Raw genomic sequence first — 19,898 nt, forward strand, 5'->3', positions numbered from 1 at the left:
CTTTATCCAGGGCTAGCGTTGTGGGGCTATTTACTCGGCATCGGTGAGATCTTCGGCGAGGGGATACTCGACGACGAGGCCCTGGCAGAGTACACGCGCATTGGGGTTGCCGTCCCAATCGGGAGCAAAGCCAACAGCACGCAGCGCCTCGACGAGCTTTTCGCCCACGGCTTCGGCCGTGGTGAGTGCATCGTCGGTTTTCATGGTGCCGAAGCCGAAGAAGAGGTCTCCGGTATGAATTAGGCGGTCGATATCCTGCACGTGGCAATAAACGTAGCCTGCAGCATCCTCTTCTTCCGCTTGCTCGGCGCCGTACTCGGCGCCTTCGGAGGCATCCCAGCCCTCGTCAAAGCTGAAAGCGAGGTTGCGCTGCACAAGCTCCTCTCGAAGGGCATTGAGGCGCTGGGCGTCAGCGGAGGTTTCCGTGACCTTCTGTGCGTATTCGGCGGCAACTTCGTCGATGATGGCGTCGAAATCTTCTGGGAACGGATCCTTGCGGGTGCGGGTCCACTCGGAGGGATCGTCGAGAAGCTCGAAGAAGTCGTTGTGAATGTCCCGGCGTGAGTGGCCGTGACACAGATGAAGCGAGATGTCGTTGCGGAGGGTGCCGGAGACTAAGAGGTCATCGGAGGGCGGGAAGGAACTGGAGAACATGGAGTGTGATGTGGTCATGCCTGTGGATGGTAGATGCGGGATACTGCGCGTGACTGAAAAGCAGGGAGGGCACCCCGCCAGATGGCGGAAGTGCCCTCACTATGCGTGGAGTGACTAGACGTGGAGCGGGTCCACACCAGCCTCAGTGAGCATCGGGATGTTGTGTACCTCAGGTGGAACGCCGAAGGCATCCACGAGCACGACGGACCAGGGCGCCAGCGAATCAACGAGGTCATTGATGGCGGCGCGGGCGGCCTTGATGCGGCCTGCCGGGATCAGGTTGTGTTCCTGGTACCAGCCCGCGTGCTGGACCAAGGTGTCGAAGACGAAGAGGTGGCGCAGCTGCTCAAAGACCTGGCGTGCCAATGAACCTTCCTCAAGGCGCTCCTCTGCCTCAATCATGGCCTGGACCAACAAGGTATCCACGCGGGCCCAGCCGGCAGCGATGAGGTGATCCTGGCACTGGTCCATGATGGCGGCAGCCTGCACCTTATCGGCCTTGCGGGCCGGCTGGATGCGGCGCACGAGGGAGAAGAGGATGGACTGGGCACGGTCGTCGATCAGCTTGGCCTGGTAGGTGGCGTCGAAAAGCGAAGCTTCGGAGGGGTTCACGCGGTCCACCAGGCTTTGCAGACGGGTGGTGAACCCGTAGCGGCGACGAACCACGTCGGTGGCAGTGGAGGCCGCGTATTTCACGGTGTCCCACGGGCTCATGTCATTCATCGCACGGCCATAGGCAGTGAGCAGGTTCTTGCCCACCATCTGGATGAGCACGGTGTTATCGCCCTCGAAGGTGGCGAAGACATCGGAGTCGGCACGGTAGGTAGTCAGGCGGTTCTCCGACATGTAGCCGGCACCACCGCAGGCCTCACGGCACTCTTGAATGGTGCGGGTAGCGTGCTGGGTTTGAGCAGCCTTAATAGCTGCAGCTAGGGACTCCATCTCACGGGAGGCGAACTTCTGCTCCTCGGCTGGTTCCGTCACCGACCACGTTCCGGCCTCGTGCTGATCGTTTTGCTCCTGGTAGCGCTCCAGAATCTGGTTGTAGAGCAGGTGCAGCGCGTAGGTGCGGGCCAGCGGGATGAGCAGTCGGCGGCGGTGCTGGCGGTGCTCGATGAGGCGCTTCTCAGCGCCGGTCGCGCCCTCAAACTGGCGGCGGCGGTTGGCGTAGCGGATGGCGATGTCCAGGGAGGCCTCGGTGGCCGCGCCCGCCGCACCGGAGACGCCGATGCGACCGCGGATAAGCGTGCCCAGCATGGTGAAGAAGCGGGCGTTCTTCGACTCGATGGGGGAGGAGTACTTACCGTTCTCATCGACGTCAGCGAAGCGGTTGAGGAGGTTCTCGCGCGGCACGCGGACGTTGTCGAAACGCAGGGTGCCATTGTCGACGCCCACCAAACCACCCTTGTGGCCATGATCGCCCAAGGTCACGCCCGGCAGCTCGTTGCCCTCTTCATCACGGATCGGGACGATGATGGCGTGCACGCCGTGGGAGCGGCCATCGCTGTCAGGGGTGATGAGCTGGGCGAAGACGACGGCCGCACGGCCGTCCTTGGCGGCGTTGCCGATGTAGTTCTTCACCGCGGAATCGGAGGGGGTGTTGATGACGAACTCGTTGGTCTCCTGGTCGAAGGTGGCGGTGGTTTCCAGGGACTGCACGTCGGAGCCGTGGCCGCGCTCGGTCATAGCGAAGCAGCCTGGCAGCTCCAGGCTGGCGGCTTTCTTGACCCACTCGAGGTGGCGTTCGGTGCCGAGCTGATCCAGAGCGCCGCCCCACAGGCCCCACTGCACGCCGGACTTAATAGCCAGTGAACCATCAACCCAGGCTAGGCCCTCCAGGGTGAAGGTGGACAGGTTCGGCTTACCGGAACCGCCGTTGGCGCGGCGCAGGCCGTGGTTGAAACCGCCGAAGTCGCGAACCTTGGAGAGGTTGTCAAAGGTGTGCTGGCGCTGCTCCGCCATCGGCAGGTCCGGCTTCGGGAAGAGCGAAGGGTCGTTGAGGAAGGTGCGCAGCTCCTGGCGGAAGGCGGCGTGGGGGCCGTCGAGAAGCGCAGCCAGTTCGGTGGCCACGGAAGGCTTCGGGGTGGTGGGCAGGCGGTGCGGGCTGCGGGCCTCGGCCTTGGGGGCGTCGGTCGTGGCTTGATTGTTGAGTTCTGGTGAGACGGGTTTCGTGTCCGAGGAGGACTTGGTGAGTGCCATGGTGGGGTTCCTTTCTGGGGAGGGAAGTTTCTTAACGCTCGACGAGGGCTGCAACACCCTGTCCACCGGCCGCACAGATGGAGACGAGGGCGCGCCCGCCACCGTTTTCTTCGAGAATCTTGGCGGTGGTGGCGAGGATGCGGCTGCCGGTGGCGGCGAAGGGGTGCCCAGCGGCAAGGGAGGAGCCCTTGACGTTGAGCTTGGCGCGGTCGATGGGGCCCAGCGCAGACTGCAGGCCGAGGCGCTCGCGGCAGTAGGTCTCGTCCTCCCATGCGGACAGGGTGGCGAGTACCTGGGAGGCGAAGGCCTCGTGGACTTCGTAAAAGTCGAAGTCCTGTAGCGACAGGTTGTTGCGCTCCAGCAGGCGCGGGACCGCGTATGTGGGGGCCATGAGAAGCCCGTCGGGGCCGTGGACAAAGTCGACCGCCGCGGTCTCCGAGTCCACGAGGAAGGCGCGGGGCTCGATATTGTGCTCGGCTGCCCATTCTTCGGAACTCAGCAGGGCGACGGAGGCGCCGTCGGTCAGCGGTGTGGAATTGCCTGCGGTCATGGTGGCCTGCGTGCCGTGCTGTTCGGCATCGCGCTTGCCGAAGACCGGCTTGAGCTTGGCCAGGGCCTCCATGGAGGAATCCGGGCGCAGGTTGGTATCGCGGTTGACGCCGAGGAATCCGGTGGTGAGGTCATCGAAGAAGCCCTCTTCCCAGGCCTTATGGAGGTTCTGGTGGGAGGCGAGCGCCAGCGCGTCCTGGGCTTCGCGGCTCACGTTCATCTCGCGGGCGGTGATAGCGGCGTGATCCCCCATGGACAACCCAGTGCGCGGCTCGCCGTTCTGCGGCTGCTCCGGGGCTAACTGCGAGGGGCGGATGGAGCCGATGAGCTGGGCGCGCTGAGCGGCGGTCTTGGCGCGGGTGAGGTTGAGCAGCGTGCGGCGCAGGGTGTCATTGACGGCCAGTGGGGCATCCGAGGTGGTGTCCGTGCCTCCCGCGATGCCGGCGGAGATTCGGCCCTGGGCAATGGCATCACCGACGTGGATAGCTGCCGCCAGGGAGGTGCAGCAAGCCTGCTGCATGTCGAGTGCTGGAGTGGTCGAGTCGAGCGCGGAACCGAGGACCGACTCGCGGGTGAGGTTGAAATCGCGGGAGTGCTTGAGCACGGCACCGGCGGCGACGAGTCCGAGGCGTTCGTCGTGCAGCCCGTAGCGCGCCACGAGGCCGTCGAGCGCACTGGTGAGCATATCTTGGTTGGACGCGTGAGCGTACTGCTTATTGGAGCGAGCAAAGGGAATGCGGTTGCCTCCGAGGATGGCTACGCGGTGCGGGGGGTTGGTCATCAAAAACTCCTTCGCGAGTGGTCTGGTGCGAATCGCCCCAGTGGGAGGGGGAGAAATCCCACCGCGCGTTTCGCATCACAACTAAGGTGATATTGTTAGTTCTATCACTCAATTAACGGGCCTTGCAACTAGCAAAATAATGCTCGCAAGGTTGCGAAGATCCCAGAAAGGAATGCGTCACCTTATGCCGCACGTCACCATTGCCGAGAAGCTCATCAACTCTCCGCTTGCTGCCAAAGCGGGTGTGCCCCAGGGCCACCCCCTGCGCCGTCATAAAGTAGGCGAACCGGCGCTCGATGGTCCTATCGTCATTGGCGGTCAGGGACGCATCGCCGACTTTCTTCGCTCCCAGCTAGCCGTGGATTACCAGATCATCAACGCCTCTGCGGAGGCGACGCGCGCCGCCCTCGTCTTTGATGCCACTGGCCTAGAGACTCCGGAGCAGTTGCGCGAGCTGTATGACTTCTTCAACCCACAGATGCGCAACCTCCTGCCGTGCGCGCGCCTCGTGGTTGTCGGCACCACCCCGGAGGCTGCAGATACCATCGACGCCCGCATTACCGCGCGCGCACTCGAAGGCTTTACGCGCTCCTTGGCCAAGGAGATGCGCAAGGGTGGCACCGTGAACCTGGTGTGGGTAGATCCTGCGGCCACCGCGGAGGTGGAGTCCACCCTCCGCTTCTTCCTATCCGGGAAGTCGGCCTTCGTGGATGGCCAGGTGGTCCGCGTGGGCGCGCAGAGTGAGGGGTCCCCCGCACGCGGCGGTGAGTCAGCGAAGTGGGAGAAGCCGCTCGACGGGCGCCTCGCGGTGGTCACCGGTGCTGCTCGCGGCATCGGCGCTACCATCGCCGAGGTGCTGGCCCGCGACGGTGCTAGCGTCATCTGCATCGACGTCCCGCAGGCCAGCGAACACCTGGCGAAGACCGCGAACAAGGTCAAAGGCACCGCGCTGCCGCTCGACGTCACTGATCCTCACGCCGCGGACAAGATTGCCCAGCACGCGCAGGAACGCCACGGACGGGCCCTCGACGTCATCGTCCACAACGCTGGAATCACCCGCGACAAGCTGCTGGCCAACATGAACGAGGGGCAGTGGGACGCTGTCCTTGCTGTTAACCTGCTGGCACCGGTACGCATTACCGAGAATCTCCTCGAATCCGGTGCCCTCGCACCGGGCGCGGCCGTAATTGGTGTGTCGTCCATGGCCGGTATTTCCGGCAACCGCGGCCAGACCAACTACGCCACGACGAAGGCAGGCATCATCGGGCTCGTTGACTCCTTGCGCTCCGTCTTGGCAGAGAACGGCTCCACTATCAACGCTGTTGCTCCCGGATTCATCGAAACCGCCATGACTGCGGCGATGCCGACCGGCCCGCGCGAAATCGGCCGCCGTCTGAACTCACTGCAGCAAGGTGGTTTGCCTGTCGACGTCGCGGAGACCGTCGCCTTCTTTGCTGCTTCGGCGTCCGCCGCGGTGAGCGGCAACACCGTCCGCGTGTGCGGCCAGAACCTCATGGGAGCATAAATGAACGTCATCACTGTCAACGAGATTCCTGATCTGCCCGCCCTTTACCGCAGCCTCATGCTGGGTGCGGTCCCCATCCCTGGGCTGGGGGCAGGTAAGCGCAAGGTCGACGACCCACAGACCGCCTACCGTGTTGAGGGGGTGGGCGTCGACACCGAGCACCTGGCCCGCTACTGCCAGGCCACGGGCCTGCGCCTGAGCAACGAGCTGCCTGCTACCTATCTCTATGCGCTGGCCTTCCCGCTTGCCATCAAGGTGATGGCCGCCCAGGACTTTCCTTTCCCAGCCGTGGGCGTGGTGCATCTGTCCAACCGCATCGAGCAGAAACGCCCGCTGCGCGTCGACGAGCGTTGTGACATCGCCGTGCACGCGGAAAACCTGCGCCCGCACCGCAAAGGGTTGGTCATCGATATGGTGACCACTTACAGCGTTGACGGCGAGGAGATCTGGCGCCAGACATCAGTCTTCCTTGGCCAAGGGGCGAAGTTTACGAAGGACACTCCGCGTCAAGTGAGAACACGTCCGGAGGCCGAGCGCTTCCTCGACTTCCCCGGCGATGAGGTGGGAACGCCTACGGCAACGCTGCGCTTTAGCCCCGAAAGCACCCGTGTCTATGCCGCGGCATCGGGCGATAAGAACCCCATTCACGTGTCCACGGTGGGTGCCAAGCTCTTCGGTTTCCCTGCACCCATCGCGCACGGCATGTACACGCACGCTCGCATGCTGTCGGTGCTCGACGGAACCCTTCCACGTGCTGTTCGCATCAGCGCGGATTTCTACAAGCCGGTCATCCTTCCGGCGACGACGGGCGTATTTGTGGCTCCGAGTGTCGCCACAAACACTGAGATCGGTGCGCGCACCGTCACGTTGCGCAAAGCCAAGGATCCGAGCACCCTCCACGTGGCGTGTCGGGTCGAGCCTCTGAATTAGTTGCGGCTCCGCCCTAGTGATGGGGGCGGAGGGCTGGCCTAGGTTAATCCACGTGCTGGTGCTGTGGCGCCACCACCAGAGGCTTCGGGGAGTACTTGCCGCGCAGGCCGCGGAGAATACCGGCGTGCTCCCACAGGCGCTTGTCTTCTTCGGTGCGGGGGACAAACTGGCGGGCGGCGAGCGGCTGCCAGTCAGCGTCCATGCCCATGTAGGCCACAGTGGCGTGGATGGCGGTTTCTAGTTTCTCGCGGCCACCGCGCGGGTTACCCGAACGCACGTGGACTGACATCTGCATCGAGCGGGTATCCGTGCGCATCATACGGGCATCGACCTCGATGAGGTCTCCGATATGGATCGGCCGGTAGAAGCGAATGCCGCCGGCATAGACCGCCACTGTGTGCTCTCCTGACCACTCCATGGTGCAGGCAGCGCCGGCCTCATCAATCCATTCCATGGCCGTACCGCCGTGGACATTGCCGCCCCAGTTGACGTCGGTGGGCTTGGCCAAGAAGCGGTTGACCATCCGGGGAGCGTCGGAAGGCCCGTCATAGGTCTGCTTTTCCATCTCCGCTTCGATGGCTTGGCGCAGCTCGATGCGGGATTCTGCGGCTTCCCACACCCGCTGGTGCTCCACGGTGTCCGGAACCAGCGGCGGCACGGCGACCGACTTCCCGGTTTCCGTGTCCTTGGCTACGAAGATGACGAGGCAGTCGCACGCGCGGGTAAAAATTCCTTCACGCGGGTCGGCGGAGAGCACCTCGTTGACGATGTGCATGGAAGAACGCCCCGTCATCGCAATACGCGAGCGTACCTCCACGAGGTGACCCGAAGGGATGGGGCGTGTGAAATGAATGTGGCCCACGTAGGCCGTCACGCAGTACGTACCCGACCATTGGACCGCACAGGCATAGGCAGCCTTATCAATCCACTCCAGGACGCGCCCGCCGCCGATGCCTTGGGCGCCGGCGATGGTGAGATCCGTGGGCGCGGCCATAAACCGCAGTGTGATGGAAGGAGACTTCTCGTGGGGAACAGGCTTCTTTTCTTCCGACGAGCTTGATGGCATGGTTGGTGACATGGATAACAAAGTATCAGGGAGCGTGGTTACCGTATGAAGAAGGCCGTTGACGCCGCCACGACCCGCGCCGCCGTTGAGGCAGTGGCGGAGTGGATCCGTGACCCTGAAGGCGTGGAAAAACCAGGTCGCCCCGCGCTTGCGGCTGCTACACGCACCACCGCCCGCCTGCTGGAGGCGGACGCGCCGGGGCACTCCGTGGAGCTGCGGGTCCCCCCATTCGTGGCAGTGCAGTGCATCGACGGGCCTCGCCATACCCGGGGCACCCCTCCGAACGTGGTGGAGGTGGATCCCCTGACGTGGCTGCAGCTGGCTACCGGTGTCGTGGGGTGGGAGCAGGCGCTTGGCGACGGCCGCGTGGACGCCTCCGGCTCCCGTGCCCCCGAGATTGCTGCCTGTTTGCCCGTGATTCCGTTAGTTTTCACTGGCCGGAACGGCTAGGATTAGCGCCGTGGTAGCTGAACACGTCCAGAGCATGACTAAGCCCCTGTCGACGGATCCCAGCCTGGATCCGGAGCCCCGCGAAGAATGCGGAGTTTTCGGTGTTTGGGCACCAGGCGAAGAGGTTTCCAAGCTAACCTACTTCGGCCTCTTTGCCCTCCAACACCGCGGCCAGGAGGCCGCGGGCATCGCGGTGGGGGATGATGACCGCATCGTGGTCTTCAAAGACATGGGCTTGGTGTCCAATGTCTTTGATGAATCCATCCTGACCTCTCTGCACGGAAACGTGGCTGTTGGCCACACGCGGTACTCCACCGCGGGCGGCAAGGAATGGTCGAATGTGCAGCCGATGTTTGGGACGTCGCCCAGCGGCGTTGACATTGCACTCGGCCACAATGGCAACTTGGTGAATTACGTGGAGCTGCGCGCCGAGGCCGTGGAACGCGGGCTCATCAAGTCGCACGAAGAATCCGTCTCTGACTCCATGTGCCTGTCCATCTTGTTGGCGGATGGCGTCAGCGAGGATAATTCAGTCTTCGACTCGGCACTGCAGCTGTTGCCTAGGGTCAAGGGGGCATACTGCCTGACCTTTACCGACGGGCATACGCTGTATGCCGCTCGCGATCCGCACGGCGTGCGCCCGCTTGCCCTCGGCCGCCTCACCACCGGCTGGGTGGTGGCGAGCGAAACCTGCGCCCTCGATATCGTGGGCGCGCAGTTCATCCGGGAGATTGAACCCGGCGAGCTCGTCGCTATTGATGAGACCGGTATTCGCTCCGAGCGCTTCGCAGAGACCAAGCGCCACGGCTGCGTCTTCGAATACGTCTACCTGGCGCGGCCGGATACCAACATCAAGGGCCGCTCCGTCAATGCCACGCGTGTGGAAATTGGGCGCCGCCTAGCACGCCAGTACCCAGCACCCGATGCGGACATGGTGATCCCCGTTCCCGAGTCCGGCAACCCGGCCGCCGTGGGCTACGCCCGCGAATCCGGGCTGACCTTTGCACATGGCTTGGTCAAGAATTCTTACGTGGGCCGCACCTTTATCCAGCCCACGCAGTCCCAACGCCAGATGGGCATTCGCCTCAAGCTCAACCCGTTGCGGGAGGTCATTGACGGCAAGTCCATCGTGGTGGTGGATGATTCGATCGTTCGCGGCAACACGCAGCGCGCCCTTATCCGGATGCTGCGGGAAGCCGGCGCTGCCGAGGTTCACGTGCGCATCGCCTCCCCGCCGGTAAAGTGGCCGTGCTTCTACGGCATCGACTTCGCCTCCCCGGGTGAACTGATTGCTAATGCCAACCCCTCCGATGACCCGGAGGAGGTGGCGCAGACCATCTGCACGGCGATCGGTGCGGATTCGCTGGGCTTCGTCTCCACCGATGAGATGGTGGCGGCCACCGAGCAGCCCCGCAGCGAATTGTGCTGCGCCTGCTTCGACGGCGAGTACCCGCTTGGACTACCCGCCGGAAATCCCAATGCTGAGGCCGTGCGTACCCTGCAGGGCTCGACGACAACTAACGAATAAGGACTAAGTCACTCATGAGCGAGAACACGTATGCTGCCGCCGGCGTCAACATTGAGGAAGGCGACCGCGCAGTTGAGCTAATCACCCCGCATGCCAAGCGTGCCTCCCGCCCAGAGGTCATGGGCGGGCTCGGCGGTTTCGCAGGCCTGTTTAAGTTGGGCGAGTACAAGGAGCCGGTCCTCGCGGCCGGGTCAGACGGTGTGGGAACCAAGCTGGCCGTGGCTCAGGCCATGGATAAGCACGACACCATCGGCATCGATCTGGTTGCTATGTGCGTGGATGACCTCGTCGTGTGCGGCGCCGAGCCGCTCTTCCTCCAGGACTACATCGCCGTGGGCGAGGTTGTTCCGGAAAAGGTCGCGGACATTGTCAAGGGCATCGCCGAGGGCTGCGTGCAGGCAGGTGCAGCGCTACTGGGCGGCGAGACCGCTGAGCACCCAGGCGTCATGGGCAAGGATGAATACGATGTTTCCGCTACTGCGGTTGGTGTTGTAGAGGCTGATGAGTTGCTCGGCCCCGACAAGGTCCGCGATGGTGACGTGCTCATCGCCATGAAATCCTCTGGATTGCACTCCAATGGCTATTCCTTGGCGCGCTACGTGCTGCTGGAGCAGGCCGGCCTGCCGCTCGATGGCTACATGGAAGACCTAGGCCGCACCCTCGGTGAGGAGCTTTTGGAGCCTACCCGCATCTACGCCAAGGACTGCCTGGCGCTGGTATCTGAGTGCGCGGTGTCGACCTTCTGCCACGTCACCGGCGGTGGCCTCGCGGGCAACCTCGAGCGCGTCATCCCGGAGGGCCTGACCGCTGAGGTGAGCCGCTCGACGTGGACTCCGGGCCAGATTTTCAAGACCATCTCCTCCGTGGGCAAGGTTGCCCTCGAGGAAATGGAGAAGACCTTCAACATGGGCGTTGGCATGATCGCCGTCGTTGCGCCGGAGGACCGCGAGCGCGCGTTGGCCATGATGACCGCCCGCCACGTTGAGGCATGGGAGCTGGGCACCGTCCGCGTCGCCGAAGAAGGCGAGCCGCGCGTCCTCATGACCGGCGAGCACCCAGGGTTCTAGGTTCTGAAGAAAAGGAACAGGGCCGGAGGCGCCCCTCACTGAGAGGGGAGGCATCTCCGGCCCTTCGCTTACGTGCTGTGCATGTACGGAATGGGGAAGTGATTCACGCGCTTAGCGCTCCTCGGAATCATCCTCATCCCATTCGTCCGAGTCCCAGCGATCCGCATAGTCCTCGTAATCCGCGTACTCCGAGTATTGATCCTCGTCCTCATCGCTGGAGCGCTTGGAGTTCTGTGAGGCGAGTTCACGCTGGAGCGAATCCAGATCCATCTCGGGCGAATTGTACTTCAGCTGGCGTGCAACTTTGGTCTGCTTTGCCTTGGCGCGTCCGCGTCCCATGTGCATGACCCCCTTGAGGTGTGTAGGGCGGTCCAGGGATTCTTGGCCGCCCCATCGTCTTAGTCAGATATGTGTATGTTCCTGTAAGACACCATAGCCTGTGTGACGAAAAAATTCCGAACTACCCCCTAGCGGTGTGCTCAAAAGTGCCCCACCCTGCGGCAAATAGTCCATTGTGTAATATGCCACTACTTTCCGCGCAGGCGATCCACGGCGGCACGGCCGGCCTTCGGGCCCTCATCGACGGGGATGGAATTCGGCTCGATCGATGCTGCTACCGGACCAATGGCCAGATCTCCATGGTCGAGGGCGCTGCGCTTTACTAGACCAAGCGCGATGGGGCCATACTCACAGTCCTCTACCACGGTGCCAAGCCTGCCCACGCGACGCCCACCCAACGTGATGTCCGCTCCGCTTTCTGGTTGCTCCGGGGCGGAGCCGTCGAGGTAGAGTAGCACCAGTAAACGGGGAGAGCGCCCAAGGTTTTCTACGCGCGCGACGGTCTCCTGCCCGCGGTAGCAGCCCTTGTCCAAGTGAACGAACGCGGGCTGCTCCTCGCTGCGCCGGATCCAATGCGGGACTTCGTGGGCGATAGTCTTTGTGTCGAGATCTGCGGCTAGTTCGGGCTCGCGTGCTCGCACGCGCTCGGCGGTAAAAGTCATGAGCCCAGCTAAGCTTCCGCCTTGGGCCTCCAACTCTTGCACCGCTGCGTCTAGTTTGTCCCGCGGCACGAGGATGTCCTGGCGAGGGCAGCCCGGCCAGTGCACGGGCCTTTCCACCAGGGCCGTGGAAGGTTTGTCCAGCGCTTGACCGAGGACGCTGATGACCGCCACGTCTGCTTCCTCTACGGTGACCTGGGACCAGAACACCATGGCGGTGAGGAAATCCCGCAAAGACTCGAACTGCGCCGCCGGCACATCGAGGTAGAAGGTTTCCCCGTCGAAGGATAGATCCATGTGGTGCAGGACGTGGCCCTGAATATTGAGGTCAAGGGCGCCTGCGGAAAAGCCGGTGTCCACGTCATCGAGCTTTTGACTCAGGAGGTTATGCAGGAAGGCCCGGGCATCGGGCCCAGAAACCGCGATGACGCGGCGGTGGGAGCGGTCGATGACGGCTGATCCTGTTTCCACCGCGCGCTGTTCGACGAGGGGGTTGCCGTAGTGCCAGGGGACCCCGGAGACATCGACGAGCGTGGTGCCCTGGAACTCAGCGGCTCCGGGCCGGGAAAGAAGTGGCGAAGAGTAACTCACGCCCTTCGATGGTAGGGCATAATCGGGGCTATGAGCCTTCAGCGCAGAAAAGAGCCGGTCATCTACGTCGTGGAGCCGTTTGGGGGATCGGTGCGGCGCCACATGCCGAACCTACCGTTGGTCCACTGGGATGATGCCGCGGTCACGCGCGGGGACGGGATTTTTGAATCCCTTCTAGTGCGTGACGGCAAGGCGGCGAACCTTCCCCGCCACGCGGAGCGCTTCCGGCACTCCGCCCAGGCTCTGAATTTGCCGGAACCGCCGATGCACAAGTGGGAGGAAGCCACCGCGCTGGCTATCGCCGACTTTTATGGCCCCGCCGGCGCGGAGGACACGGGTGGCTCGCCGCTCGAAGCCAAGTGCACGTGGACCTATACCCGCGGTCGGGCCTCCACCGGGGTGCCCACGGCCTGGGTCGCGGTTGAGGTAATCCCGGACGATGTGGTGGCGCAGCGCGCGAAGGGCGTCAAGGTCATGAGTACGCCGCGTTTGTGGCAGGTGGCGGAGGAGCTGCCGGCCAAGACGTTGAACTATGCAGCAACCATGGCCACGCTGCGGCTGGCCCGCGAGCGCGGGTTTGATGATGTGATCTTTACCGACCCCGACACGGGGCAGGTCTTGGAGGGGGCTACCTCAACCGTGGTGGCGGTTAAGGGAACTAAGCTGCGCACCCCCGCGGGCAAGGGAATCCTCCCCGGCACCACGCAGGCCGCGCTGTTTGAATACGCGTCAGAACAGGGATATCGCTGCAAGGCGAAGGAGCTCAACCTGAGCTACCTCGAGGAGGCTGACTCGGTGTGGCTGGTCTCCTCGGTGCGCACAGCGGTGCGGGTGACGCGCCTCGATGACAAGAAGCTCAAGGCGCCGGCGAACGCAGAAGAAATACGCGCGCTGATCGACGCCGCCCTGGCCCGCTAGACTCTCCGCATCGCGAGCTAGCGTCAGCTAGCTCAGCTAGCTCGCCTGCTGATTAGCCTGCCACGCGGGTGAGCTCGGCGGACATGAAGGGGCGCATCTCGCCGTCGACAAGCCGCTCATCGACCCAGCCCAAGTTGTTGTTCGGCATCAGGCCGTACATGCGCTTGCCGGGGCCGAGGTTGGCGGGGCCTGTCTCCGTGACCATGGTGGAGGCGGACTCCAGCTGCCAGGCGCGCTCGTTGAACAGGGAGCCGTAGAAGATCTCGCTGACTCCATTGGAGGAGGTGTAGGTCATCTCAATCTCGTCCTTGAGAGAGATGCGCCAGAATCCGGATTCGCGCACGTCCGGGCCCGCCGGGTTGCCCTCGGAATCGATCTTCCAGGTGCGGGATGTGTAGGTTAGGTAGTTCTCACCGTCGTGGGCGATGATGAGCTGCTGGCCAAAGGCGTACTGTTCGCCGTCGGCGCTGTGAGCCTGGCCTTCGCCCTGCCAGACACCGACGAGGGGGAGAAGCCCTAGGAGGCCATCGTGCAGTGACGGGCCTTGGCGTAGGTTCGCCGTCTCATCCGGCAAGGGGTTATCAGCCACATCAACGGTAGGAATGTTGCGGGAGGCAGCATCCTTCCATGCTTCCGCGGCCTGGTTGACGGCTGCGTTACCATCAATCTTGGTGTTTTCCGGGTGGTTCTCATTATTCGTCTGTTCGCTCATGCTGCCCCAGCGTAGTCGTGGTGGCATCACAGAAACCACTAGGCTCCAGTAGTCTTGGGAGTTATGCGCGTTTTGCTGATCTCAAACCCGAACTCCACGAGCCAGAATTCGGCCCTTTTCCGCGAGGTTCTACCCGTTATTCGGGATGTGGAGGGGCTGCAGCTGCTGGCCCGCTTCACGCATTACCCGGGGCACGCGGAGGATATAGTGCGGGGAATGACCAGGGAAGACTTCGATGTCATCTTGGTCTTCGGGGGAGATGGCACGGTGAACGAAATTGTGAACGGGCTGTTAGGCCCCGCAGATTCCGCGGAACGTCCCAGCCCCGAGGAGATTCCGGCGCTCGCGGTGATTCCCACTGGCTCCGCCAACGTCTTCGTCCGCGCCCTCGGCTTCCCCAATACTCCCGTTGAGGCAGCCCACGTGCTGGCTCGGATGCTGGAACGCAATACGCGCCGCACTGTGTCCTTGGGAGTGTGGAATGGCAGATGGTTCGCGGTCAACGCTGGTTTCGGATTGGATGCCGACGTGCTCGCTCGCGTGGACCGTGCTCGGGAAATGGGCTTTTCAGCTACCCCACTCCGCTATCTGGCAGTGGCCTTTCAGGCCTATCAGCGCGCCCGCATTCGTCCACCGCGCATTAGCGTGCGTGCGCGCTCGAGTTCGGGAGACACCTTCTCGGCTGATGACGTGCCCGTCATGTTCACCTCGAACACCAACCCGTGGACTTTTCTCGGGCCGCTGCCGGTGGTAACGAATCCGCGCAACTCTTTCGACCAAGGCCTTGGCCTCTTCGGGGTGTCAGATCTCGGTGGCATTGATGGTCTTGTTGGCGTGCTCCACCTCTTTGGTGTGGATCACCGCCACTGGCTGAATAAGGTCACGGATGCTCGAACGCTGCACTTTGAGGATGCCGTCGAGGTGGATTTGGTGTGCCCGAAGCCGCACCGTTTCCAGGCAGACGGAGAATCGGAGGGTACCTTCACGGAGGTGCACCTGGAATCGGAGGCAGATGCGTTGGAAGTCTTCGCTCCTACCGATCCAGCCCCGCCCATACACCGCAACGTCCGCAGGATCTTGCGCGACCTCGTTCGAATCAATTAGTTCTGGCGCCAACTCGGCGGCGTCGTCGGTGCGCTGCCTACCTCGTTGGCGGTGTCCTGTGCCTTTTGCGCTGCATCCTCGACGGCCTTTTCCTCCGACCCATCGATTTCGAGAGGGGAGAGCTGCGCCGTCTTCAAGGTGATGTTGCGGCGCTGCACCTCGAACGTAATGGAACCGCCGTGCAGCTTCACGGAGGTGGCCTGGGCAGGCAACGGTAGTTGACGAGTATCCAAGACCAGCCCGAACGCTTTTTTGAGGCGTTCATCATCGGTCCCGTAGACGCTCATGCGAAACTCCGGACCGACGAGGCGCAGCGTTACCGTCGCCGTGGACTTAGTGGTGTCTCCCGGCAGCGTGCCGGTGAGCTCCGCTTCGGCAGACGGGCCGCCAGTGGGGGACATGTCATCTGGGTTGGCGATGGATAGGTCCGTAATGCCCAGCAGGCGTCCGAGGGCTACTCCGTCGATGCTAATGCTGCGCGTGTAGGTGGAGACCGGAGCACCTTCCAGGTCCCCGCTGAAGAGTTGTTCGGGGCGAATGGTGATATCGCGCAGCGTCGTGGAAGCGTTGACCATCCCGAGCTTTGGCACCTCCACGTCGGAGGAATTGACCTCGAGGTAAGGAACCTCTTTGGTCAGCGCGCCGAGGGTAAAAGGAACGCCGCCGATGTACACATTGGGGCTGCTTTCCAACTGGGAACTGGCTTTCGCCTTCTGTGCCACGGTGTGCTCGGCATGCATCGCTACCGCGGAATCCGCCAGCCATGCGGTCAGGACCACTCCCGCGACGGCGGCGAGTCGGACGACGGGGCGGCTGAGATAGATGACGGTCACCCTTCTATTACTACCGCACGTAAGCTGGGAAACATGAATATTGAGACCCTTGCCCTGCCGCAGAATCCGGATTTGGCACAGCGCGTGGAGGAGCTGGCTACACGCGCCGAAACGCACGATGGTTATGCGCCGTTCTCCGAGCAGTTTGTGGTCGGCCTGCGAGATGGTCGCCTTGGGCACCGCCACCTGCTTGCAATCGAAGACGGTGAGATAGCAGGCGTGGCTGCCGTCGAAGGGCAGACGGTAGAGCTTGTCGTCGACGTCGAACACCGCAGGCGCGGGGTGGGGCAGGCGCTTGTCGACGCCCTCCCGACCTCCCCCCAGATCTGGGCACACGGCAACCTCCCAGCAGCGCAAGCGTTGGCGAAGCGCAATGGGATGGACATCGTCAGGCGCTTGCTCGTGATGGCTATTGAGGGCCGGGCCCTACGCGCGTCGGAGGAAGCGTCCGCAAAGGTTAAAGGCCTAGAGATCTGCACGTACACGGAGTCGGTCGAGCGTTTCGGGCGCGAGCACGTCGAGGCGGAGTGGTTACGAGCCAACAACGAGGCTTTTTCCTGGCACCCAGAGCAAGGTGGGTGGGACCTAGAGCGCCTACACCGTGGGATGGAAGCCGAATGGTTCGACCCGGCCGACGTGCTCTTCCTGTGGGATTCGCATGGTGGTGCACACAGTGCCCCAACAATGGCCGGCTTTCACTGGCTGAAATGGCATGAGGAGGACATACCAGCCTTCGGTGAGGTCTATGTTGTGGGGCTGAGCGAGGACTATCGCGGGCGCGGGCTGGGTGGGCCGTTGCTCACCGCTGGCTTGCAGCGCATGGTGGTTAAAGGTGCGGACAAGGTCATCTTGTACGTCGAGGCGGACAATGAGCCGGCAGTAAAGGCCTATGAGAAGCTCGGCTTTGGTACTGCGGAGGAGCACTGCGTCTGGGCGGAAAGTGACTAGTCTCACCTCTTTTTGGTACAAGTTAACCGATTGTTCACCTCTTGATCCCTGTGGGGTTAACCCTCCGCATATAGCTTTACTTCCCGTGAGTTAATCGCGCTTGCCTTTGGAGAGGGTAGGGGGCGATTTCCTCGAAAAATCATTCTCTTGTATCCGTACCGGAAAGGTTCCCCGTGATTCGCAACTTCAAGCGCACTGCCGCTATCTTCGGCATCGTCGCCGCCACCTCCACCGCTCTCGTCGCCTGCTCCGAGTCCAACGAGTCTGATTCCGCCGATGGCGGCTCCGACTCCGTAGAGGTCTCCGGTGACCTCTCTGGTGAGGGCGCTTCCTCCCAGAAGTCCGCAATGTCTGTCTTCGAGAAGGCCTTCCTGAACGAGCACCCGGATGCTAACTTCTCCTACACCTCCTCCGGTTCCGGCGCTGGTGTGAAGGCTTTCAACGGTGGCACCGTTGACTTCGCTGGTTCCGACTCCGCCCTGAAGGAGGACAAGGGTGAGGTTGAGGCTGCTAAGGAGCGTTGCGATGGCAACGATGCATGGCACCTGCCGACCACCATCGGCCCGGTTGCTATCGCCTACAACCTGGGTGACACCGAGGTCAACCTCTCTACCGACACTCTGGCCAAGATCTTCAAGGGCGAGATCACCAAGTGGAATGATGACGCCATCAAGGCTGAGAACGAAGGCACCGACCTGCCGGACAAGAACATCACCGTTATCTTCCGCTCTGATGAGTCCGGTACCTCCGACAACTTCCAGAAGTTCCTGACCGCCGCTACCGGCAACTGGGACAGCGAGGGCAAGCAGTTCCCGGATGCTGTTGGTGAGGGCGCTAACGGTTCCTCCGGTGTGGCTGACCAGGTCGCTTCCATCGAGGGTGCTATCACCTACGTTGAGGCTGGCTACGCTCACCAGAAGGAAGCCGATGGCGTCAAGATTGCCAAGATTGACTTCGGCAACGGCCCGGTTGAGCTCAACGCTGAGTCCGTCGGTGTTGCTCTGGACCACCTTGCTTTCAAGGACACCGACTCCGAGCACAACATGGTTGTTGACTCCGACAAGCTCTTCGCTTCCAACGACGAGGGCGCATACCCGCTCATCCTGACCACCTACAACATCGTCTGCTCTGCTGGCTACGATGAGGAAACCTCCGCTCTGGTGAAGGCATTCTTCAACACCGTGCTGGACAACCAGAACGACGAGCTGGAGAACGCAGGCTTCATTCCGGTTGCTGGTGACCACCTCGAGCGCCTGAAGGCAGCTGTTGAGGCTATCCAGTAAGTGCGTTGACTGCGGGCCTTAGTGCCGTAGTTGCCGTTTAAATACACACTTCCGCCCCCAATCCGCCGTTAACGAGCGCTTTGGGGGCGGTAGCGTGTCCCGCATTTTTCATTGATCCCGTTGAAAAGGATTCCCTAGTCTCATGGCAGACAATAATCTCACCACAGCGCCATCCGCGAAGGAGGATGCCGTTTCGGCGATTCGTCCTAGCGCGCATGCATCCACCGCTGATGCTGCCCCTACTCAGGCCGTTAAAACGGGCGTCAAGCGCCCGGGCGATCGTGTCTTTGAATTCCTGTCCACTGCGTCCGCCACGCTAATCACGGTGATGATCGCTGCCATCGCAGTCTTCCTTGTGTGGCAAGCGGTTCCTTCCCTTGCCGTCAACGAGGGTGGCATCGTAGGTTTCTTCACCTACGGTGAGCGTTGGGAAACCACCGATACCGACGCAATGAAATTCGGTATTCCGACCATGTTCGGTCATACCGTGCTGATTTCCATCGTGGCACTCATCATTGCGATGCCGGTGGCACTCGGAATTGCTATCTTTTTGTCCAACTACGCACCGGCCAAGCTAGTGAAGCCGCTGGCCTTCCTCGTTGACATGCTTGCTGCCGTGCCGTCCATCGTGTACGGCCTGTGGGGCTGGCAGGTTCTCGGCCCCGCATTGTCCGGCTTCTACACGTGGCTGCACTCCTGGGCAGGTGGCTTCTTCCTGTTCAAGGTCTACGACAACTCCCCGCACTTTGCGACGGGCCGCAACGTCCTCACCGGTGGCATCGTTCTGGCAGTGATGATCCTGCCGATCATCGCCGCCACGGCCCGCGAGGTCTTCGTGCAGACCCCTCCGGGCCAGGTCGAGTCTGCCTTGGCACTCGGCGCCACCCGCTGGGAAGTTATTCGTATGACGGTCCTTCCCTTCGGTATGTCCGGCTACATCGCCGGCTCGATGCTGGGCCTGGGCCGCGCGCTGGGTGAGACCATGGCGCTGTACATGGTTGTCTCCCCGTTGGTCGACTTCCGCTTCTCGCTGTTCGACGGCGGTACCACCTTCGCAACCGCCATCGCCTTGGCGGCCGCAGAGTTCGGTAATGAGATGCGTGCCGGCGCCTACATCGCTGCAGGCCTCATGCTGTTCCTTCTGACCTTCGTGGTCAACGCAATTGCCCGTTCCATCGTGAAGAGCAAGTAAGGAGGGAACAGAGATGACTACGACTACAACCTCTAACTCTGTCCCGGCTTCTTCCGGCCCGACCTTCCTGGATATTTCCTCGAGCCGCAAGACCACCAACAACATCGCCACCGTTCTCGTGTGGGCGACGATGATCATCGCCATGATTCCGCTGCTGTGGGTCCTCTTCGAGCTCATCGTTCGCGGTTCCGGTGCTGTCCTGAGCCCCGAGTGGTGGACCGAATCCCAGCGCGGCATCCTGGATACTGAAGCCGGCGGTGGTGCACTGCACGCCATCATCGGTACGTTCGTTCAGACCATCATCGCGACCGTCATTTCGGTTCCGATTGGTATCTTTACCGCGATTTACCTGGTGGAGTACTCCCGCGGTGGCCCCCTGAGCCGCCTCACCACCTTCATGGTGGACATTCTGTCCGGTGTGCCCTCCATCGTGGCCGCACTGTTCATCTTCGCCATGTGGATTACGCTGTTCGGCTTCAAGCGCTCCGGTATGGCCGTGGCACTGTCCTTGGTACTCCTGATGATTCCGATTGTGGTCCGTAATACGGAGGAGATGCTCCGTGTGGTCCC

Annotated in this window: 19 protein-coding genes; 11 read left to right on the forward strand and 8 right to left on the reverse strand. The window is 62.4% G+C overall.

Annotation, left to right across the window (positions count from 1 at the left end; genetic code table 11):
- Positions 1–30: 30 nt before the first annotated feature.
- From RDN59_RS05400 to RDN59_RS05410, 3 genes are all read right to left on the reverse strand, one after another.
- The gene (locus tag RDN59_RS05400) at positions 31–672 is read right to left on the reverse strand and encodes a hypothetical protein (protein ID WP_308606949.1); all 642 of its coding nucleotides are present in this window, start codon (positions 670–672) and stop codon (positions 31–33) included.
- Between the two features lie 96 nt (positions 673–768).
- Positions 769–2,853 (reverse strand): acyl-CoA dehydrogenase family protein, encoded by a 2,085-nt coding sequence (locus tag RDN59_RS05405; protein WP_308606950.1) that lies wholly within the window; start codon positions 2,851–2,853, stop codon positions 769–771.
- Between the two features lie 31 nt (positions 2,854–2,884).
- Positions 2,885–4,183, reverse strand: a complete 1,299-nt coding sequence (locus tag RDN59_RS05410) for an acetyl-CoA C-acetyltransferase (RefSeq protein ID WP_308606951.1) — start codon at positions 4,181–4,183, stop codon at positions 2,885–2,887.
- 184 nt (positions 4,184–4,367) lie between these two features.
- Here RDN59_RS05410 and RDN59_RS05415 point away from each other — a divergent pair, with 184 nt between their 5' ends.
- Both RDN59_RS05415 and RDN59_RS05420 read left to right on the forward strand, forming a co-directional pair.
- Positions 4,368–5,708 carry a 3-oxoacyl-ACP reductase gene (locus RDN59_RS05415; RefSeq protein WP_308606952.1) on the forward strand — a complete coding sequence of 447 codons (1,341 nt, stop codon included), beginning with the start codon at positions 4,368–4,370 and terminating at the stop codon, positions 5,706–5,708.
- Positions 5,709–6,638 carry a MaoC/PaaZ C-terminal domain-containing protein gene (locus tag RDN59_RS05420; RefSeq protein WP_308606953.1) on the forward strand — a complete coding sequence of 310 codons (930 nt, stop codon included), beginning with the start codon at positions 5,709–5,711 and terminating at the stop codon, positions 6,636–6,638.
- Between the two features lie 43 nt (positions 6,639–6,681).
- Here RDN59_RS05420 and RDN59_RS05425 read toward each other — a convergent pair whose 3' ends face one another.
- Complete coding sequence (locus RDN59_RS05425; RefSeq protein WP_308606954.1) at positions 6,682–7,716, reverse strand: hotdog domain-containing protein; 1,035 nt, start codon at positions 7,714–7,716, stop codon at positions 6,682–6,684.
- 33 nt (positions 7,717–7,749) lie between these two features.
- Between RDN59_RS05425 and RDN59_RS05430 the strand changes: the two genes are divergently transcribed.
- The 3 genes from RDN59_RS05430 to purM are packed head-to-tail and all read left to right on the forward strand — an operon-like array spanning position 7,750 to position 10,749.
- Entirely contained in the window at positions 7,750–8,154 is a 405-nt protein-coding gene (locus tag RDN59_RS05430) for a sterol carrier family protein (protein WP_308606955.1), read from the forward strand.
- A gap of 34 nt (positions 8,155–8,188) precedes the next feature.
- Positions 8,189–9,682 (forward strand): amidophosphoribosyltransferase, encoded by a 1,494-nt coding sequence (gene purF, locus RDN59_RS05435; RefSeq protein ID WP_308606956.1) that lies wholly within the window; start codon positions 8,189–8,191, stop codon positions 9,680–9,682.
- A 14-nt stretch (positions 9,683–9,696) separates the two neighbouring features.
- The gene (purM, locus tag RDN59_RS05440) at positions 9,697–10,749 is read left to right on the forward strand and encodes a phosphoribosylformylglycinamidine cyclo-ligase (RefSeq protein ID WP_102233565.1); all 1,053 of its coding nucleotides are present in this window, start codon (positions 9,697–9,699) and stop codon (positions 10,747–10,749) included.
- Between the two features lie 111 nt (positions 10,750–10,860).
- On the opposite strand, the gene RDN59_RS05445 is transcribed toward purM, so the two are convergent.
- Together RDN59_RS05445 and RDN59_RS05450 are read right to left on the reverse strand one after the other, a co-directional pair.
- Complete coding sequence (locus RDN59_RS05445; RefSeq protein WP_070511197.1) at positions 10,861–11,088, reverse strand: DUF3073 domain-containing protein; 228 nt, start codon at positions 11,086–11,088, stop codon at positions 10,861–10,863.
- A 188-nt stretch (positions 11,089–11,276) separates the two neighbouring features.
- Positions 11,277–12,338 (reverse strand): folate-binding protein, encoded by a 1,062-nt coding sequence (locus RDN59_RS05450; protein ID WP_308606957.1) that lies wholly within the window; start codon positions 12,336–12,338, stop codon positions 11,277–11,279.
- Between the two features lie 30 nt (positions 12,339–12,368).
- Between RDN59_RS05450 and RDN59_RS05455 the strand changes: the two genes are divergently transcribed.
- Complete coding sequence (locus tag RDN59_RS05455; RefSeq protein WP_308606958.1) at positions 12,369–13,256, forward strand: aminodeoxychorismate lyase; 888 nt, start codon at positions 12,369–12,371, stop codon at positions 13,254–13,256.
- A 52-nt stretch (positions 13,257–13,308) separates the two neighbouring features.
- Here the strand turns inward: RDN59_RS05455 and RDN59_RS05460 are convergent, their stop codons facing one another.
- On the reverse strand, positions 13,309–13,968 hold the full coding sequence (locus RDN59_RS05460; protein ID WP_308606959.1) for an FABP family protein: 660 nt from the start codon (positions 13,966–13,968) through the stop codon (positions 13,309–13,311).
- Positions 13,969–14,031: 63 nt separating this feature from the next.
- Here RDN59_RS05460 and RDN59_RS05465 point away from each other — a divergent pair, with 63 nt between their 5' ends.
- Complete coding sequence (locus RDN59_RS05465; RefSeq protein ID WP_308606960.1) at positions 14,032–15,072, forward strand: diacylglycerol kinase family protein; 1,041 nt, start codon at positions 14,032–14,034, stop codon at positions 15,070–15,072.
- On the opposite strand, the gene RDN59_RS05470 is transcribed toward RDN59_RS05465, so the two are convergent.
- Positions 15,069–15,905, reverse strand: a complete 837-nt coding sequence (locus RDN59_RS05470) for a DUF2993 domain-containing protein (RefSeq protein ID WP_308606961.1) — start codon at positions 15,903–15,905, stop codon at positions 15,069–15,071. The two genes, RDN59_RS05465 and RDN59_RS05470, sit on opposite strands and share 4 nt — an antisense overlap.
- Before the next feature lie 33 nt (positions 15,906–15,938).
- Between RDN59_RS05470 and mshD the strand changes: the two genes are divergently transcribed.
- The 4 genes from mshD to RDN59_RS05490 form a co-directional block, all read left to right on the forward strand.
- Positions 15,939–16,853, forward strand: a complete 915-nt coding sequence (mshD, locus tag RDN59_RS05475) for a mycothiol synthase (protein WP_308606962.1) — start codon at positions 15,939–15,941, stop codon at positions 16,851–16,853.
- Between the two features lie 173 nt (positions 16,854–17,026).
- Complete coding sequence (pstS, locus tag RDN59_RS05480; protein WP_308606963.1) at positions 17,027–18,136, forward strand: phosphate ABC transporter substrate-binding protein PstS; 1,110 nt, start codon at positions 17,027–17,029, stop codon at positions 18,134–18,136.
- 142 nt (positions 18,137–18,278) lie between these two features.
- A complete protein-coding gene (pstC, locus tag RDN59_RS05485; RefSeq protein ID WP_308606964.1) occupies positions 18,279–19,328 on the forward strand; it encodes a phosphate ABC transporter permease subunit PstC in 1,050 nt (349 codons plus the stop codon).
- Between the two features lie 13 nt (positions 19,329–19,341).
- The coding region (locus RDN59_RS05490) for an ABC transporter permease subunit (RefSeq protein ID WP_308606965.1) at positions 19,342–19,898 on the forward strand (557 nt) is incomplete at its 3' end.

This window comes from uncultured Corynebacterium sp. (assembly GCF_902489365.1).
In the GTDB taxonomy this organism is placed as follows: Bacteria; Actinomycetota; Actinomycetes; order Mycobacteriales; family Mycobacteriaceae; genus Corynebacterium.